General features: G+C 69.2%; 10 protein-coding genes and 2 pseudogenes. 6 read left to right on the top strand and 6 right to left on the bottom strand.

Annotation, left to right across the window (positions count from 1 at the left end):
- Window positions 1-85 precede the first annotated feature (85 nt).
- Window positions 86-952, bottom strand: coding sequence for a hypothetical protein (locus ABZ656_RS04630; RefSeq protein WP_360264474.1), 867 nt, complete (start codon window positions 950-952; stop codon window positions 86-88).
- Window positions 953-1,408: 456 nt separating this feature from the next.
- On the opposite strand from ABZ656_RS04630, the gene ABZ656_RS04625 reads away from it, so the two are divergent.
- The 5 genes and pseudogenes from ABZ656_RS04625 to ABZ656_RS04605 form a co-directional block, all read left to right on the top strand.
- A complete protein-coding gene (locus ABZ656_RS04625; protein ID WP_360264471.1) occupies window positions 1,409-2,992 on the top strand; it encodes a hypothetical protein in 1,584 nt (527 codons plus the stop codon).
- A 125-nt stretch (window positions 2,993-3,117) separates the two neighbouring features.
- Window positions 3,118-6,978 (top strand): DISARM system helicase DrmA, encoded by a 3,861-nt coding sequence (gene drmA, locus ABZ656_RS04620; protein ID WP_360264468.1) that lies wholly within the window; start codon window positions 3,118-3,120, stop codon window positions 6,976-6,978.
- On the top strand, window positions 6,975-8,879 hold the full coding sequence (locus ABZ656_RS04615; RefSeq protein WP_360264465.1) for a DUF1998 domain-containing protein: 1,905 nt from the start codon (window positions 6,975-6,977) through the stop codon (window positions 8,877-8,879). Before drmA ends, ABZ656_RS04615 begins: the two co-directional genes overlap by 4 nt.
- Entirely contained in the window at window positions 8,876-9,637 is a 762-nt protein-coding gene (gene drmC, locus ABZ656_RS04610; protein ID WP_360264462.1) for a DISARM system phospholipase D-like protein DrmC, read from the top strand. The genes ABZ656_RS04615 and drmC overlap by 4 nt, the downstream gene beginning before the upstream one ends.
- Window positions 9,638-10,030: 393 nt before the next feature.
- Window positions 10,031-10,231 (top strand): annotated as a pseudogene (locus ABZ656_RS04605) (site-specific integrase); the annotation flags it as partial.
- Between the two features lie 416 nt (window positions 10,232-10,647).
- On the opposite strand, the pseudogene ABZ656_RS04600 reads toward ABZ656_RS04605, so the two are convergent.
- The 5 genes and pseudogenes from ABZ656_RS04600 to haaT all read right to left on the bottom strand — a co-directional run.
- Window positions 10,648-10,734 (bottom strand): annotated as a pseudogene (locus tag ABZ656_RS04600) (hypothetical protein); the annotation flags it as partial.
- 177 nt (window positions 10,735-10,911) lie between these two features.
- Window positions 10,912-11,430: a cyclophane-containing RiPP N-acetyltransferase HaaN gene (gene haaN, locus ABZ656_RS04595; protein WP_360264459.1), complete on the bottom strand. Its 519-nt coding sequence runs from the start codon at window positions 11,428-11,430 to the stop codon at window positions 10,912-10,914.
- Window positions 11,431-11,471: 41 nt separating this feature from the next.
- On the bottom strand, window positions 11,472-12,635 hold the full coding sequence (locus ABZ656_RS04590; protein WP_360264456.1) for an FxsB family cyclophane-forming radical SAM/SPASM peptide maturase: 1,164 nt from the start codon (window positions 12,633-12,635) through the stop codon (window positions 11,472-11,474).
- A 13-nt stretch (window positions 12,636-12,648) separates the two neighbouring features.
- Window positions 12,649-12,840 carry a HaaA family cyclophane-containing RiPP peptide gene (gene haaA / locus ABZ656_RS04585; protein ID WP_360264453.1) on the bottom strand — a complete coding sequence of 64 codons (192 nt, stop codon included), beginning with the start codon at window positions 12,838-12,840 and terminating at the stop codon, window positions 12,649-12,651.
- Window positions 12,841-12,970: 130 nt separating this feature from the next.
- Window positions 12,971-15,778, bottom strand: coding sequence for a cyclophane-containing RiPP biosynthesis TPR protein HaaT (gene haaT / locus ABZ656_RS04580; RefSeq protein WP_360264450.1), 2,808 nt, complete (start codon window positions 15,776-15,778; stop codon window positions 12,971-12,973).
- 682 nt (window positions 15,779-16,460) lie between these two features.
- Here haaT and ABZ656_RS04575 point away from each other — a divergent pair.
- The gene (locus ABZ656_RS04575) at window positions 16,461-17,030 is read left to right on the top strand and encodes an ATP-binding protein (RefSeq protein WP_360264447.1); all 570 of its coding nucleotides are present in this window, start codon (window positions 16,461-16,463) and stop codon (window positions 17,028-17,030) included.
- The last annotated feature ends 1,041 nt before the right edge of the window (window positions 17,031-18,071 follow it).

Here is an 18,071-nt window from a genome sequence, read left to right as displayed (position 1 = left end):
GCCGGCCAGGCCTCCTCTTACCCCCGCGAACTCGTCGCGTACGCATCGTCGAACGGTGGCGGAGGCCTGACCGGAGCCCTGCCGGTCAGCCCTGACGACCGTCGAGCCCCCAGTCGAACCGCCAGTGTTTGAATGACGCGTGCTCATGCCGGAAGTTGTCGAGCATGTCCCAGAGTTCGCGTTCCGGGCCCGCCCCAGGCATGAAGTCTTCTGGGCCCACGACCTCGACCATCGTCAGCTCGCCCGTGGCGTACCGCCTGACGACCGAGGTCGCCCGTGGCGACGGGTGGAGCAGGCTCAGGGTGGTCCGGAGCATCTCCGCCGCCCTGCGGGCCGGAGCCCGGAACCGCCCTTCGGGCTCCGATGCCCCGTTACGGTCCTTCGGGTCTTCTTCTTCGTCCTCCTCCTCGTCCCCGTACCCGTAGCCGAACACCACGTGATCGGGCGCGACCAACGAGGCATGGCTGTACGCCGAACCATTCGCGTCTGCTGCACCCGCGGCGTCATAACTGACCCTCATGATCTCCGTGAGGTCGGCCAGCGCCCTCCAGAGGTTCTCGATGTCGGCCGGGAACCGGAACAGCGAGCCTGTGAAGTACAGGTGGGCCTCGTGCCGGCCCCGCAGGGTGAGGACGTGCAAGAGCTCATCGGCCGTCATCCGCTCCTGGGCGCAGATGGTGCGCAGGGTGGCGTCCGCGCCCCGGCGGTCCCGCACCGGGTACACCAGGGCGGCCACCGGGGCCTCGTGTTCGGCGCAGTACGTATCCCGGCCGTAGCCGTCGAAGTCGTCGCACACGTAGCAGAGTTTGTCCTGATCGCCGCCCCGGACGGTCCAGACCGAGCTGCTGTTCTCGTCGGCCGGCCGTGTCCACCCCTGCCGTTCCAGCCACGCGATGACGTCCTGCCTCGGGACCGCCATGAACTGCTTCGCCTGATCCTCGTCCGCACCCATGCCCGGCACAACTTCCTCCGCTTGATCGTGTGTCGAGATGTACTCTCAATGCCGCCTCGGCGCCCGGGAGTTGGGCCCTCGGGGTCGACGCGACGCGCACCAGGGTGGACTCTTGTGTGAACTAAGTCAATCGATTTAGGGGTTCGGTGCGTGAGGGCGAGTGCCAGGGGGCCTGTGTCGCCAGTTCGGCCGGGAAGCGGCGACGGCCGCTCGCCGTGCTGCTCTGGCGACGTCCTCTCCCGGACTCGTCATGAACTTTCTCGCCTGATCATCCATGGTGACCAGCATGGCTTTCTCCGGCCCTTGTACTGTTCGAGTCGTCCCGATCAACACTGCGCGTACGCATGGGAGTTGCAGGGACTCACGCGCGCGGCTGCCGGGGAGCACGCCGGTCGAGCCGGTGCCGCAGTGATCCGCGCGCAACCAATGACCGATGACACCAGTGGGGGAGAAGACATGTCCCGGTTCCGCACCTTACGCAGAGCCTGGTTCGACGAGATCGCGGAAGAACTCGCATGGCTTCTGGAGGATCTGTCGCCCGCCGTGGCGGACGCTGTCCCGAAAGACCTGGGGCCGCGAAATCTCGTCTCCGCGACGGTACTCGCCCGCGTGGCACAGGCGGACACGGAGTGCCAGGAGATCGCCTTCGTCACCGGTGACCTGGTGCGCCTGGCGGGAGCGAAGGGGGTGCGCGCGCCCGAGCGGGTGGAAGAGGTCGAGGAACTGTGGACCGCCCTGCGTGAGCCGACCGTGCCGCTCCTGCGCTCGTGGTGGCGGGAGCCGCTCGGTGAGGGGCTGCTCGCGCATTGGGCGGAGATCCGGGCCGAGGAGGTGGGCTGGACGCGCGTCCATCAGGAGCTGCGGGAGCGCTGGTCGCTGGACAGCGACGGCATCTGGCGGCGCGGTCTGATGCCCGCCGAGGGGCCGGACGGCGACTGGCGCGGCTTATTCGACCATCTGGAGGCCGTCGCCTCGGGTCAGGAAGCGGCGTACGCGCGGATGCTCGTCACCCGGTGGCCGTCGCTGGCCAAGGAGATCGAGGCGTTCGCCTCCGAGAAGGCCGACGAGCTCGCCGCCGTACCCCATCTCGACCTGGTCCACCGGGAGCGGGCGCTCGCGGACGCGCTGACCGCGGTCGCCGCAGGGAACCTGGAGCAAGGCGGCGATGAACTCCCTGCCGACCTGCGTGCCGTCCTGCGGTCCATCCAGGACACCGGAAAGGCGTACCTGGCATGGCTCGACGGGGAGTTCACCGAACGGCTGACTCCGCTGGAGCGGGCGCACCTCGCCCTCGGTGCGGCGGATGCGGCGCGCTGCGAGGCGTATCTGCGGCAGTACGCGGACATCTGGTGCGCCCCGGAGTCCGGGACGCTGCCGACCCCGGTCTTCACCGAGGAGGACTACGCCCCGCTGAAGCCGGCCGAGCGCCCCCGGGCCGTCGCCCCGGAGTGGATGGCGATGGTGGCCAAGGTGTACTCGGAGGACGCCCAGTTCGGCTGGAGCGGCACGGTCGGGTCCCAGCCCTGGTGGCTCTATGTCGCCGAAAGCGGCATCGAGTCGGCCGCCGCCATGAGGTTCAAGCATGACGGGCAGGTCCGGATCGGGCACCGGACGCTCGACGATCCGCACGACATGCTCGTCGGCCTCCCGCCGGACGACCCTCACGCCCAGAACCTGATCATGCGGTTCCGGTACGACGTCGAGGACCCACACGAGATGTGCGAGCTGCTGGTGCTGGCGCGGGCAGGGAGGGCCCGGCTCGGGTTTCTGGTGCGGGACTCGGGCGGCGGGTTCCGGGTGCTGCGGGTCGTCAGCGTGCCCATGCCCACGGCTCTGCGTGAGGCCATGCGCGGCAAGGCGCTGCGGGTGCTGGACGCGATGACGGGGGCCGACCCGCGTAGGCTCGCGGTCCTCATCGCGCCGGAGACGGGCGGGCAGGCGGCTGGGGAGCGGGGGGAGTCCTCGGCCGAGGACGCGGACGATGCGTGGGATGACTCCGTCGACGGTGGGCTGTTCCCCAGAAGCGACACCCTGTTCTGAGGATCTTTTCCAATTCGATTGTGAACTGAGTCAATAATCGACATGCTTCATGTCGGTGTTGCTCCGCACTGCGCGCGGTAGCCTCACCCAGTTGGCTCAGTCATGCCAGAAAGGGCCCGATCACCATGCCGTCCCAGCCCCCCGCCGCACCCGGCGTGCCGCATCCGCTGAACGAGGTGCCGCAGACCTTCCTCCCCGGCGACTCGTACGACGTACGCGACGGGCTGGTGAAGTACATCCGGCGGGACCTCCTCGGCCCCTGGGACGGGGAGACCGAGGAACTGCCGCACCGGTCGGCGGGGCCGCGCGACCGCTACCTCGTGGGCATGCTCGGCCCCCGCCCGGACGGCGGTGACAACGCCCGGCAGATGGCCCGCAGCGCCGCGCAGACCGGCGACGACGAACCCGGCAGCGACGACGGGCAGGGTGCCGAGGGCGGCGAACTGCCCGAGCGCCTCACGCCGCAGGCCGCGGGCCGTATCTGGGCCTCCTCCATGGGGCTGTCCTTCGTGGTTCCGGCGTCGATCGGCACGCTCAGCGTCACCGCTGGCTGGGGGCGGTACTCGCTGACCGACAGGATCGTCGACACCAGCCCGAATCCGGTGCGCGTATGGGGCCGCGAGCCCGTGAAACACCATCCCATCGACATCGAGGTCACCCGGGCCGGCGACCAGCGCCGCGTCCTGGAGGGGGATGACACCCACGGCATCCACCTAGACGTACAGGTCCGTGAACGCCCGGCCGGGGCGGCGGGCGAGGACCTGCGTGTCGTGGAGGTCGCCCTCGTCAACCGGCTCCCCGAGAGCACCGCCGACCGCAGGGACACCCAGTGGCTGTTTCAGACCGGCCTTGAGGTGACTGCATTCCCTGATGACCGGGCGGCCGTTTTCCTGCCCATTGACGACCCGCTGGATCCCAGGTCCGCCGGGGCCTCAGAGGAGCCGGAGGAGCGGCGGCTGCGGCTGCTCTACCGCGACAGCCTCCGCTACACCGTCGGCCGCAACGTCGCCGTCACGGCCGCCGTCCGCCACGGGGAGCGGCGGGCCCACCGGCTGGTCACCACCTGGCTGCCCGAGTACGACGTGCGCGCCACCACCGCCCCCAAGGTCTCCGAACAGCCGCTGCTGGCTGGGCTGGAACTCGGCATGGACGAGCTCGCGGAGCTCGCCGTGCCCGGACGCCGAGCGGAACTGAGCGCCGCCCTGGCTCCGCTCGCCGACGGCTACGGCACCTGGCTCCAGACACAGCGCGAGCAGGCTGTAACCCTCCCCGAGGACCTGCGCAAAGCCGCCGAGGCAGCCATCGACCAGGCCGAGGACGTGTGCCACCGCATCGCCTTCGGCATCGACGTCCTGTCCACCGACGACGACGCGCTCAAAGCGTTCCGGTTCGCCAACCGGGCGATGGCCCTCCAGCGGCGGAACTCCGCCATCGCCGCCCGGCGCGCCGGACACGAGGACGATCCCGCCTCCTACCGGCGGGCCCACCAGGAAGTGGACGAGAAGGGCAAGGAGGCGGCCGCCTGGCGGCCCTTCCAGCTCGCCTTCGTCCTGCTCAACCTCGCCTCGTTGAGCGCGCCAGGCCACCCGCACCGCGGCACCGGGCGCGAGGCCCTCGTCGACCTGCTGTTCTTCCCCACCGGTGGCGGCAAGACCGAGGCCTACCTGGGCCTCGCCGCGTACACCTTCGCCCTGCGCAGGCTCCAGGGCATCGTGGGCAGCGCGGCCGAGGCCCGCGACGGCAGTGCGGGCGTCGCCGTCCTCATGCGCTACACCCTGAGGCTGCTTACGGCCCAGCAGTTCCAGCGGGCAGCCGCCCTGATCAGCGCCTGCGAAGTGCTGCGTCGCGAGGAGTTCGAGCGCGACCGGCGCTGGGGCGCGACCCCGTTCCGTATCGGACTGTGGGTGGGGACCTCGGTGTCCCCCAACTGGTTCGGAGAGGCGCAGGAGCAGATCGCCGGGGCCCGGGAGAGCGCCAACGACAAGCACGCGCGGGTGATCCAGGTCCTCAGCTGCCCCTGGTGCGGGCAGGGCCTGACCGCCCACTCCAACATGGACTACGACCCCGACCGGCGCCGCGTGCTGCTGTACTGCCCGCGCGGCGAGGGCGAGGACCGCTGCCCCTTCTCCCGGCTCGGCTCGCCGGGCGAGGGCATCCCCGTGCTCACCGTCGACGAGGAGATCTACCGCCTCGCACCCGCCATGGTCATCGCGACCGTCGACAAGTTCGCCCAGCTGCCGTGGAACGGTTACGCCGGGCTGCTGTTCGGCCGCGTCACCGAGTGGTGCCCGCGCCACGGCTACCGCCACGACGACCTCGACGAGCGCACCGGCTGCCGCAGCCGCCACACCCGCAAGGGAACGGCTCTTGAGGCGGTGACGGCCCAGCCCGTCACCCGGCTACGGCCCCCGGACCTGATCATCCAGGACGAGCTGCACCTGATCTCCGGCGCGCTCGGCACCACCGTCGGGCTCTTCGAAGCCGCCATCGACCAGCTGTGCAGCTGGTCGTACACCGACGATGGCGGCGCACGACACGACGTCGGCCCGAAGATTGTCGCGTCCACGGCCACCACCAAGCGCGCCGCCGAGCAGGTGCGCGGCGTCTTCGCCCGACAGGTCGCCGTCTTCCCACCACAGGTCCTCGACGTGGGCGACACCTTCTTCTCCCGGCAGGTGGAACTCGCCCGGGACAACCCCGGCCGCCGCTACCTCGGCGTGTGCGCGCACGGGACCCGGCTCAAGGCCGCCGAGATCCGGGTCGCCGAGATCCTGCTGCTCGCCGGACAGGAGCAGTTCGACACCTACGGGGCCGCCGCCGACCCGTACATGACGCTAGTCGGCTACTTCAACGCCACCCGCGAACTCGCCGGCATGCGCCGCTACCTCGACGACGACATTGCCACCCGCGTCCGCGCCAACGGCGGCCGCAAGGGGCACGACACGATCGCGGACCGCATTCCCACCAAGTCCGGGATGCTCACCATCCAGGAACTGACCTCCCGCATCTCCTCGGCAGACATCAGCGCCACCCTCAAGCGGCTGGAGTCCCCCTTCGACCCGGAACGGGACACGTCGAAGCGCCGCAAGGCCTTCGCCGCCGAATACGTGGCGGCCCGGCGGGACAAGCGCGAGCCGCGTGCCCGTATGACGCCCGTGCAGGAGCGGGCCGTGGATGTCGTTCTGGCTACCTCCATGCTCCAGGTCGGCGTCGACGTCTCCCGGTTCGGCCTGATGCTCGTCGTCGGTCAGCCCAAGAACACCGCCGAGTACATCCAGGCGTCCTCCCGCGTCGGCCGGGACGCGCGCCGCCCCGGACTGGTCGTCACCCTCTACAACTGGTCCCGTCCGCGCGACCTGGCGCACTTCGAGGACTTCGCGCACTACCACGCGACCTTCTACCGCCAGGTCGAAGCCCTGTCGGTCACGCCATTCACGCGCCGCGCACTTGATCGGGGCACGGCGCCGACGTACATCGCGGCGCTGCGCCAGGCCGCGTACGAGCACTCCCGCAACACCGACGCCCAGCACGTGGACCTCTACGGCGAACTCGCCCAGCAGGTCGAACAGCGGCTGTTGGAACGGGCGGACCGCGTCGGCGGGCAGCGCGCCCAGGACTACCTGACGGAGCGCATCGAAGCGCTGAAGGACCGATGGGAGGAACGGCGCGAAAGCGGCGGCGTCCTGGGCTACCGCAAGGAGAAGAAGAAGGACACCCTGGTCACCGGGCTTCTTCACCGGGCCGATGGCTCACGCTGGGACGAACTCACCGTGCCCATGTCCATGCGGGAGACCGAGAACGAACTCAACCTGCTGCTGCCGGGCGGCGGCAACTTCGTGGACCAGCCCACCAACGGTGGTCCCGCTTGGCACTTCGGAGCCGCCGGCGGCAAGGACCCCGAGGGCACGGGTGGCGATGGCGGCGCGCAGGTCGACGCCGACGAGTACGGGGACGCTGCCGAGGCGGCAGGAAAGGGACGGCGATGAGCGGCAACTATTACCGGCGGGTGGGCGCGGCACGCCCCAGCCACCTCATGTACACGGCCGGCGTGGGCGCGCTCGTCGACCTGCCCAACTTCTCCGTCCTCGTCAAGGGACTGGAATCCTGGAGCCACACCGGGCTCCTTCCGGACGACTACCTCATCGAGGAACCCCGGCTGCGCACCGCCGTCAACCGGGCCCTCCAGCTCTACGGACGGGCCCAGATCAGCGAACTGCGCTCCGCCCCCTGGATGGAGGGGGCGGACGGCGCTCCCAAGGACTGGGCCGCACAGGGCATCGGTGTCCCCGTCACGCCGTTCCCGCAGTGGCTGCGCTGCACCGCGTGCAACCTCCTCGCCCCCATCGACGCCGACGCCTTCACCTTCCTCAACAACAATCCGCGCACCCCGCACGAGGCGAAGTTCGCACACAGCGACTGCAAGTTCGGCCGGCCGCTCGCCGTGACCGCCCGCTTCACCCTGGTCTGCACGAACGGGCACCTGGACGAATTCCCGTACGCGATGTTCGTCCACCGCGGCAATCTGTGCGCGAAGAGCCCCCGACCGCTGATGCGAATGAAGGACCACGGCGGCAACCAGGCGGCGAACGTCACCCTCGAATGCGTCGCCTGCGGCGAGAAGCGCAACATCCGCGACGCGATGGGGGAGCGGGGCCGCGCCGAGCTGCCCGCCTGCCGCGGCCGCCACCCGCACCTGTCCGCCTTCGAGAGTGACGGCTGCGACCGCGAGGCCACCCTGATGGTGGCGGGCGCCTCCAACCAGTGGTTCCCGATGACGCTCAGCGCCCTCGCCCTGCCGCCGAGCAGGAATCAGGACCTGACCGAACTCGTCGAGGAACGCTGGGTGGAATTGCAGAACGTCACCTCCCGTCCCGTCTACGACGCCCTATCCGCCATGCCGCAGTTCACCTACCTCAAGGAGTACGACCCGGACGCGCTGATCGCCGCCGTCGAGGCCCGCAGGCATGGCGCCACCGGACAGCAGAACCAGGCCACCGAGGTGGCGGCCGACCTGCTCAGCCCCGAATGGGACGTCCTTGCCGCGCCGCACATACCCGACCCCACTGACGACTTCGCGATGGAGAGCGTCACCGTCCCCACGACCCTTGACGGACTGTTCGCGGACGTCCGCCAGGTGCAGCGGCTTCGGGAGGCCCGCGCGCTGGTCGGCTTCACCCGGCTCGATGCCCCCGACCCCGAGTCGGACGAGATCGCCACCCTCGTACGGCTCTCCCGCACCTCACAGAACTGGGTGCCGGCCAGCGAGGTCCGTGGTGAGGGCATCTTCCTGCGGGTGCGCGAGGACCTGATGGCCGAGTGGGAGGACCGGATGCAGAAGTCGCCGCAGATGGCGGCGCACCGGGAAGCCTTCGGCCGGTTCCGCAGCAACCGGAAGTCGGACCGCATCACGGGCCCCTTCGACCCCATGCGCGGCTGGCCCGGCGAACGCTACATAGCTCTGCACACCCTGTCCCACCTGCTGATCCGCACCATCGCCCTCGAATGCGGCTACAGCTCGGCGAGCCTCGGCGAACGTATCTACGCCGGAGACGAGGAGAACACCCGTACCGGCATCCTCATCTACACCGCCGTCCCCGACTCCGAGGGCACCCTGGGCGGGCTCGTCTCGCTCACCGAGGACACCCACTTCGAACGGATCGTGCGCAGGGCCCTGGAGGACGCGGCCCGCTGCTCCTCCGACCCGCTGTGCGCCGAACGGCTGCCGAAGGACCCCGCGGACTACCTGCACGGCGCGGCGTGCCACGTCTGCCTCTTCGTCTCCGAGACGACTTGCGAACGCGGCAACCGCTTCCTGGACCGCCGTTTCCTCGTCCCACTCGGCGACGACACCGATCAGGTGCTGACACCGGTGAACCTGCGGCCGTGAGCCGCCGGGACTTCGAGGCGGCGGCAGAGCAGGCCGTCGTCCTGCTAGGGCCATCCCGGGCCAAGGACCTGGCGGGGGTATTCGCTCGCGGCCGGGGCCTGGAGCATGCACTGCTCCTGGTCCAGGCCCCGGCCGTCGGCGACGCGATCCGGGCGCTGTACGAGGCAGCCCAGAGCAATCACGTCCCGTCGGCCGAGGCCGCCGCCTACCTTCGTGGGTTCGTGGCGGGGTGGTCCCGGCGCAGGGACGAAGCCGAAGTGCGCACGGTGTGGAGCGGACCGGCCACACCGGGCGTGCCGGTACGCGCGACCGCACGCGTCCTTACCGAGGTCGTCGGTGGGGCCCGCTCCGAACTCCTGGCCATGACCTACGCGGCCCGCCGCTACCCCCCACTGATATCCGCCCTGCGTGAAGCCGTCGCGCGCGGCGTCGACGTGCATGTCGTCGTCGAGACCCGGGAAGGCGCGGCCGGACTGCTCGGCGGACCCGAGCCGGCCGCGGCATTCGCCTCGGTGCCTGGCCTGAGACTCTGGCACTGGGCCCCCGCGGCACGCGAGCACGAGCATGCCCGGCAGCACGCCAAACTGGCCGTCGCTGATCGCCGCATCCTGCTGGTGGGCAGCGCCAACCTCACGGAATCCGGGGTACGCAGGAATCTGGAGGCGGGAGTGCTCGTCACAGGCGGCACTGCTCCGCAGAGGGCAGCCGAACACATCCGGGAATTGCAGCGCCGGGGGATTCTGACCCCGCTGCCTTGAGCCGACCACCCTCCGCTGCGCAGTGGTTCCTTCGACGCGGGTGACCCGGTCCGGTGCCGACCGGTGGGACTCTGCATCCACTTGTCGGTCAGCCAGGCTTGACCCCCGCACACCACGCGCGTGGACCTGGCCCGTGACTGACCGGCCGACCGCTCTTGGAACCTGGTGAGCTGGCGGTCAGGCCCTCCGAAGTCGTGGGCCTGTATCCCCGCGGCACCCCTAGGCCGGCGCCGTCGCACGCACGACCAGAGCAAGGCGGAAAAGACCATGCGCGGCATCACCGAGGCGAACCTCAAGACGCTGGCCGGACCCCGTTCCTTTGAGCGCGGGCGCGGATACCTGGATGCGGTGTCCGGGGTCGAGGTCGGTGACGGCTGGGTCACCGCGAGCGTCGGTCTGAAGCAGCGAGCGGCACGTGAGGTGCGCATCGTGCCGATACCGTCTCCGCTGGTGCGGATGCTCCGCGAGCACCTGAAGGAGCTCGACACAGTGAAGGACGGTCGGCTCTCTGCTAGCGAGCGGGGCGACGTCATAGCCGCGTCGTCGTACTCGCGCGCATGGAAGCAGGCTCGGGAGTTGGCGCTCATGCCAGAATAGGTCTCCTCGGTCCTGGCATTCCGGCCGTACGACCTCCTGACCTTGAGCGGTCGGCTCGGGGCGCGGTGACGACGTTGCCGTCGTTCCGTTTCCCCGAGCCGCCGACCCGAACCGGACGTGTGTGTCTCCACGCATCCGGCTCTCCACGTGTATTGCCCTGCGGTCAGTCGGTCCCGGCTGCCGAGTCGATGGTCCACGGAGTCGGGATATGTGCTCCGCGGCAGCGAAAGTGATCGAGCGGGCGAGGACGACCAGGGCTTTGGCGTGGCCACGGCGTTTGACGATGCGCCAGTAGCGGGCGCCGAGGAAGGGCTCGGTGCGGGTGGCGGCGTTGGCGGCCTCGCCGAGGGCGCCTGACGGGTGGCCTCGGAGACGGTGGAGCGGTCTACGGCGAAAAGCTCGGCGAGGACCGCGTGCGGCAACTGGTGGCGCAGATGGACCAGGGTGATCAGCAGCCGGTCAATAAAGACCAGCTTCGGCTTGCGCCCAGCCCCTTCCATCCGTCGGCGCGGGCCACCCCGTGCCGCACGCGGACTGGCGGGCAGCTTCCCACGCTCCGGCGAGGTCGGCGAACAACTCGCCGAAATGTGCGCGGGAGACACCGGACAAGGCAGGATGGGAACAGGCCGCACGGGCTCAGGTCAGCTTTATAACTCACCCAACCCGTGCGGTCCTTCTCATGTCACGGCCCGACCGGGACGATCACTATTTCCCCCAAGGTCGTTACTGATGTCGACCCTGTAGACGATCTTCCCGTCGAACTCCGCGAAACCGAGCGACTTGTAGAAGGCACGCGCGCCGGGGTTGACGCGGTCCGTCATCCACTCGACCCGGCTGCACCCGGGACGCGCTGCAGCGATGGCGCGCAGCTCGTTCATGAGGCGTTCGCCGACTCCTTGCCGGCGGAGCGTGTCACGGACGTACAGCTCCTTGAGGAAGAGGGAGTGGGTCGACCCAGCCGACGGCCACAGGAACGAATACGCGGCGAGCCCGACGATGTTCCCGGCCTCGTCCTCGATGAGCAGGGCGGAGGCGAGCGGGGGTGAGCCGAAGAGGGCTTCCTCGACCTGGTCCTGGCGCTCGTCGAAAGGCTGGATCTCGGCCTGGGTTGTGCCGTAGAACCGCTCGATCTCCTCGATCAGCTCGGCCAGTCCCCGGACATCGCTCTTCTCGGCTGGCCGGATCGTCACGGTCATCGGCGGACAACTCCTGTCGATTGTGAGGTTGTTCATGCTGGCTACGGCGACCCGGCGGCAACAGTCCCCAGCGCCCAGCCGTGCCGTTGTAGAGAACCCTGGACATGCCGAATGAGATACGCCAGGTCCGCGCAGTAGACGGACGGGTTTCGGTACCCGCGTGCCGCGCTGAAACGGTGCGGCAGGTATCCACCGCCGCATATGGTCACCAGCGGACAGCGTTGGCACTCCTCGGCGAGGGCGGCCGTCCCGCTCTCCTGCCGGTGCAGCAGCTTGGGGTGGTGGATGGCCGCGTCGAAGGAGTCGCCGAAGACGTCGAGCCCGAGCCAGGACTCGCCCTCCTCCACCGAGCGCAGGGTGTCCACGCCCTCGACGGAACCGTCGGACTCGATCACGATGCTGGCGGGCGGGGCAAGCCCGAGGGTCTCCACCGCGCCGCGCACGTCGGAGCTGAGCGCCACGATGTCCTCCAGCATGCGCACGCTGTGCTGGTACTGGGGCTGGGCAAGCCAGGCGTCGTAGACGCGGCTCATCCACACTCCGTACTCCGGGACGGCGGGATGATTCCGATCCGGCGGGGCATCGTGGGTCCCGTGCGGCAGCCCGAAGTCGATTACCGGAGGCTCGAACGACGCCAGGTAGTCGTGCACCTCCACGGGATCGTTCGCCAGGTCCACCACGGCGAGGAGCCCAGCGAAGAGCCCAGGCCGGGACCGCAGCAGCTCGATGCCCCGCACTGCCGAGGCCGCGCTCGACCGGGAGGTACGCGTGAGCCGGTGCCGGTCGTTGGCGGCTGGCGGCCCGTCGAGGCTGACGCCCACCGCCACCGCATACTGCTCGAACAGGTCGAGCCACGCCTCCGACACGAGCGTCCCGTTGGTCTGCAGCTCGAAACGGACCTCGACGTCGGGCGGGAGGCCGTCCTTAAGTACGCGGAGAAGCTCCCCCAAGTGCCGGGGTCCGGCGAGCAGTGGCTCGCCACCGTGCAGCACGACGTGGACGGTCCGCAGCCCGTACGTCGCTACGTGCTCGGCGATCCTCCGAGCCGCCGCCTGAGCCACGTCCGTGCTCATCCGCGCGGGCAGGCTCCGCCACGCCTGGTCCTTGGAGTTGAAGACATAGCAGTAGTCGCAATCGATGTTGCATCGATTGGCGACTTTGAGGATGAAGGTGTGGAACGGCGTAGGAGGAGGTGTCGGCGTCATCAAGCAGCAGCGACTACAGCGGCCACGGCCAGATCAGCGAGGCGGCGTGGGCGCCGTCCCCGATGCTGTTCGAGGCGGCCCGCTCAGCCGCCAGACGGCGCTGCACGCGGGCGGCGACACGGTCCAGGACTTCGGGGCGGGGCGCGGACTCCGTGGTGTCTGGACCGGAGGCCGAAGGGGAGAAAACAGTCGTGCTGGGCGGCATTCAACGCTCCTCGTGATGGACGTGCCGGGGACCGGCACGGTGCGACGGTGGTGGTTGAAGCGACAGTTGGCTCGGAACGTAGCAGAGTGGCCACTTACCGCGACATACGGAAACTGGTCACGTATCCGGCTCATCCGGCCTGCGACACCAGGAGCCGTTCGATGTCGTCGGCCAGCGCGCTCACGCCCAACTGCCTGTACATGGTGAGCGCTTCACGCAGCCTGCCCTCGGCCCGGGCGGGGCCGTCGATCACCCGGTCGCAGCGGCCGATTCCCTCCAGTGCCCGTGCCTCCTCCAGCGGGCAGCGGATGCCCCGGGCCAGCCCCAGCGCCTGCTCGAAGCGCCCGCGTCCCGCGGCCGGGTTACCAGAGGTACGCAGCAGCGCTCCCCAGTGGTTCAGCACTCCCGCCTCGCCACATCGATCGCCGAGATCGCGCAGGATCTCCAGGCTCTGCCTGAACGCGTCCACAGCACCGTCCTGCTCACTGGCGATCCCGCGGGCGACCCCCAGCTCGCTCAACGAGGCAGCCTCTCCGCCACGGCTGCCGAGATCGCGATACGCCTCCAGAGCCTCCTCAAGCACACGGATTGCCATCGGCACGTCGCCGGACAGGCGGTCCAGCACCCCGAGATGGCGGATGCTGTTCGCGCGGCCGAAGCGGTCGCCGAGCTCGGTGTAGTGCTCCAGCGCCTGGGTGTGGGCATCGCGAGCACCGTCGGGATCGCCGGTGAGTCGCTGCACCACGCCCAACTCGTTGAGGGCGTACGCCTGGTGGACCCGGTCGTCCAGCGCCTTGTAGATGTTGAACGCTTCACGCTGCTGCTGCGCGGCCAGGGTGTACTCGCCCATCAGGCAGTGCACGATGCCGAGGTCCCGCAGTGAGTTGGCCTCCCCGTACCGGTCGCCGAGCTCACGGTAGATCGACAGTGCTTCGGACTGTGCCTCCACGGCCGTGTCGAAGTTGCTGGTCTGGCGGCGCACCATGCCGAGGTCGGCGAGGGCGTTGGCCTGGCCGAGCCGGTCCCCGAGCTCGCGGTAGAGGGCGAGCGCCTCGCTCTGGGCGCGGGCCGAGGCTTCGTTGTCCGCGGTCAGGTACCAGACGATGCCCACCTGGTTCAGGGCGTCCGCCTTGCCTCGCCGGTCCCCGGCCGCGTCGTACTGCGTCACCGCTTCGTTCAGGGCCTCGGTCGCTTCGCGGTAGGAGGCCATGAAGCGCCGTACGACACCGAGTTCGGCCAGCGCGCCAGCCAGCGCCTGCTGGTCGCCGGTGTGCCGGGCGGCCTCGGCGGCCGTCCGGTGGAGTCCGACGGCCTGGTCCCAGGGCCCGGCCTGCCGCAGGAAGGGTGCCATGGCCGCGGCCAGACGGATTACGAGGTCGTGCAGGGCGAGCCCGTTCGCCTGCCGGATGCAGGCCAGGACGTTGGGCCGCTCGTTCTCCAGCCAACTCAGGGCCGCCGTACGGGATTCCATGACCGGAGTTTCCATGCGCTCCGCGTCGTCCGGTGGAGGCGGCACTATGGCGCCGCCACGGACGATGTGCTCGTTCGTGACGGCCAGAGCGGCCAGGTAGTAGGTGCACACACGCTGAACAGCCTGTACGTGGTCCATGCTGTCTCCCTCGTCAGCGAGACCGCGGGCATAGTCGCGTAGGAGATCGTGAAGCCGGTAACGGCTCCCCGGGTGTTCGTCGATCAGATGGTCGTCGTAGAGCGCGTCGAGCTGCCGGCGAGCCACCGTCACCGAAACCGAGCCAAGCGCGGCCCCGACATACGCATCGAGTTCCGTACCCGGATAGAAACCGAGGCACCGGAAGAAGCGCTGGCGCTCCGGCGCGAGGTCCCGATACGACAGATCGAACGTCGCGGCGACCGCACGCTCCCCAGCGCGCAGTTCTCCCAGCCGGTCCCGGGCTGCCACCAACCGCTCGTGCAGGTCCTCGGCGCTCCAGGACGGATGGTGCCGTATTCGCGCGGCGAGCAGTGACACGCCCAACGGCAGGTATCCGCACAGCCGCACCAGCTCCGCGAGTACCTCCCGGTCGAGCGAGTCCGCCGACCGCCCGCTGAGCCGTACGAACAGGGTAACCGCGTGATCGGGCGGCAACGCCTCCACCGCCAGCACCACTTCCTCGTGCGCGGCCAGCCGCTTACGACTGGTCACCAGCACGAGACAGCCGGTCCCGCCGGGCAGTAGAGGTTCCAACTGCCGGTAACTGGCGGCGTTGTCGAGGATGAGCAGCGCCTTCTTGCCCGCCAGCTGACTCCGCCACATGGCGGCCCGTGCCTCGATGATCGCGCTGGCGTCGTCACCGACGGGTATCTGCTGCGTCGGAACGCCGGTGGCCGCGAGGAGCGAGCCCAGAGCCTCGGTCGCCTGCACCGGGCTACGCCCCGTTGTGTGCCCGTTCAGGTTCACGAAGAGCTGCCCGTCGGGGAACCGCTCGGCAAGCACATGCCCCGCATGCACCGCAAAGGTCGTCTTTCCAACCCCGGGCATCCCGTCGATCACGTGGACCAGCAGGGCCTCCCCGGTCTCCTGCGCGGTACGCACCGAGCCCACCAGAGACTCCAGCTCGGCCGACCGGTCGGTAAACGCCGCGGTGTCGCGCGGCAGCGACCGCAACACCAGCGCAGCCCCGGGCGGACCCGACCCGTCGTCCGGACGGACCGTCGGCTCCGGGCTTTGCCCTGGTGCCCGGCGATCGTCCAACGCAGCGAGCAACGTCGTCAGCCCGGCCGTGACCACCCCTAGCATGACGAACGACAACCAGGGGTGCTTCTGTAACCAGGCCAGCCAGGAGGGCCAATGTGACTGCGCGGACACTGCGTTCGTGACCAGGCCGACGAGCATCGTGGTTACCGCGCCACCGCCGGCGACGACGGCGATCGTTGCGTCGCGCCTAGTTCTCACGAGCGTGTCACCAGGTCGGCTGCGCAATACCCAAAGAGCCCCGCTCTCCGGCCATTGGACCGGAACAGCGCATGCAGAGCCGACCTGAACACGTAGGCAACCCCCAGAAAGACATCCGAACTAACCAAGCGGACCAGCCTCATAGAGCTTGGTCAAGGTCACCTATGCGCCATCGATCCTGCGGTCTGCCGGAGGACGGCCGCTATTTGGTGCGGACGGCAGCGCGGTTGCAGACTTTCGGCTACCCGGAGGGACGACCGCCACCATTCAGTTGCCCATCGCTCGCCGGGATCGAAGGCGTTGCGACCCTCGACCACCTCGGATGTCGGCGACGGCTGAAAAGTGGTCCTGGACCGCTCCCAGTTCCAGAGCCACGATTCAGGCGCCGCCGATACGCTCGAACATTGGCCTCAGCTGGCCAGGTTTCGCGCTAGGAGAGGCTGTTCGGAGCGGCGGGAAGTGCTTGAAATTCCTGGTGAGAGGGGTGGTCCGCTCTTCGGGGATCCACGGTGTGGTGGTCGCGTCCCAATCGCGATCGCCGGGAGGTCCCTGTCGTGGCGCCGATTCTGTTCACCGCCGTGTTGTTGCTGCCGTTCGTGCCTACGGCCGGCCCGTTCGCGCTCTTCGAAGCGCGTGATTGCGTACGTCCCGGGCGTGGCCGTCACCGACGCGTCGTACGGGGACGCCACGCGGCTCGGGGAGGGCGGCGATGACCGCGCACCGCGCCTCGGACGCCGCTTCAAGCGTCCTATGGCGCTGGACGAACTGCACCCCTGACGCCCCGGCGCAGGCTCGGGTGGCTCTCCGTTGTGCCCTCGACCAGCTCGGCTACGACGGCGAGGTGATCAGCGACGTGGTGCTGGCCGTGTCGGAGCTTGTCGCCAATGCCACCGAGCATGCGGTGGGGCCGTACGAGATGCGGTTGCGCCGTACCGTCGCCGAGGTCATTTGTGAAATCGAGGATCACGATCCGCGTATCCCGAAGCTTTCCGCGTTCCCGGCGGCCCGGCCGTATTCCCCGGCGGAGAAGCATCGCGGGGGTGGCCTGGAGGCGTTGTGCGCGCTGCTGGCCGAACGCGGGCGCGGTCTGCACATCGTCCATGAACTCACCAAGGGCGCATGGGGGTTCACCAGGGGTACAAGAAGTACGAAGACCGCGTGGATGGTTATCCCGGCGAACGCGCCGCTGCTCCGTACGGCGACCGTAACGCGGTCGGATGACGGTGGTCGCGACGAAGCACTGGAGTCCGTTGATCGTTCCTACGATGTGGATCCTTGACACGGTCGAGTCGTAGGAGGAGTCGTGGACGCCAATCCGTACGCGGTGCGCCCGCGCGCTGGGGAGCCGGTCGCTTGGACCGTGGCTGACGACCACCTGCTCTACGCCTGTCACGTTGTCTACGACTTGGTCGTGGGCCGACTTGGAGATCGCCCGCCGATCCCCACTACGGCCAGACTCGGGCTGGGGGAAGTGCCTTTGGCTGTAGGGCATGCGGTCCGCTTAACCTGACGTCCGTTCGGCGACGGAACGTACGCGCACAACAATGTGCTGGCCCTCGGCGGACCGGCGCTCGTGATCGGGAGCCTCGTCGGCTCGGCCATGGGCAACGCCGCCCGGAGGCGCTGGGCCATCACGGATGCACAGCCGCGATGGGTCCCCGAGGGGCCCGGTGAGGTGACAGTTACCGACAGAGGGGCCTTCTTCGGAGGCACCGGGGGGAAGCTGGATCTGGGGTGGACCGGGCTGGACTCGGTGGACCTGTTTCGCGCCGGATGTCTTTGAGTGCTCGTTCCAGGAGAAGTACGGCGGTGGGTACTTTGCCGTGCGCCTTCAAACCCCTGGGCGTCGTTGATGTTCGCCCTCGCTGCGCATGCAGCCTTTGCTGCATACCCTCGACTGCTCTCCGGAGGCTGGCTGCCTCCGGACTTCGAGGCGCGTTGCGCAGCGGCTGGGCGTCGTTGTCCGTCGATCCGTTGAACTGGCGGCAGGCCGCCTTGCCCCGCTGTGGGTGCTCTGACACCCCTAACTCGGCCCTCGTGCGGGTGAATTGGTGTGACGCCAAGCGTTGAGATTGCGACGGTATTCGCACCGTACGAGTGAAAGGGATGCGAATCTTCCGGATCCGGTTTATCTCGCCAGAATCCTGGGGCATGACGGGTGAGCCAGTGACGGATCGACCACACTGCGTGACGCGTGGCAGGTGGGAGCGGGGGAGATGTGAGAACGGATCGAGTAGGCAGGGCGGCAGCCATCTCCACCGCCGTAGTCCTGGCGTTCGGGGTGGGTGCGTGCACGCAGAGTGCGCCTCGTGCGGCGGGT

Origin of the sequence: Streptomyces sp. NPDC007095 (assembly GCF_040634475.1) — a bacterium.
In the GTDB taxonomy this organism is placed as follows: Bacteria; Actinomycetota; Actinomycetes; order Streptomycetales; family Streptomycetaceae; genus Streptomyces.
Note: the sequence above shows the minus strand (reverse complement) of the source record. Positions and strands in the feature narration are given on the sequence as shown.

Bases quoted from the DNA above. Each gene is read 5' to 3' on its own strand.
- ABZ656_RS04630 (WP_360264474.1), bottom strand. From the start codon at position 952: ATGGGTGCGGACGAGGATCAGGCGAAGCAGTTCATGGCGGTCCCGAGG.
- ABZ656_RS04615 (WP_360264465.1), top strand. From the start codon at position 6,975: ATGAGCGGCAACTATTACCGGCGGGTGGGCGCGGCACGCCCCAGCCAC.
- haaN (WP_360264459.1), bottom strand. From the start codon at position 11,430: ATGACCGTGACGATCCGGCCAGCCGAGAAGAGCGATGTCCGGGGACTG.
- ABZ656_RS04590 (WP_360264456.1), bottom strand. From the start codon at position 12,635: ATGACGCCGACACCTCCTCCTACGCCGTTCCACACCTTCATCCTCAAA.
- ABZ656_RS04575 (WP_360264447.1), top strand. From the start codon at position 16,461: ATGACCGCGCACCGCGCCTCGGACGCCGCTTCAAGCGTCCTATGGCGC.
- ABZ656_RS04625 (WP_360264471.1), top strand. From the start codon at position 1,409: ATGTCCCGGTTCCGCACCTTACGCAGAGCCTGGTTCGACGAGATCGCG.
- haaA (WP_360264453.1), bottom strand. From the start codon at position 12,840: ATGCCGCCCAGCACGACTGTTTTCTCCCCTTCGGCCTCCGGTCCAGAC.
- drmA (WP_360264468.1), top strand. From the start codon at position 3,118: ATGCCGTCCCAGCCCCCCGCCGCACCCGGCGTGCCGCATCCGCTGAAC.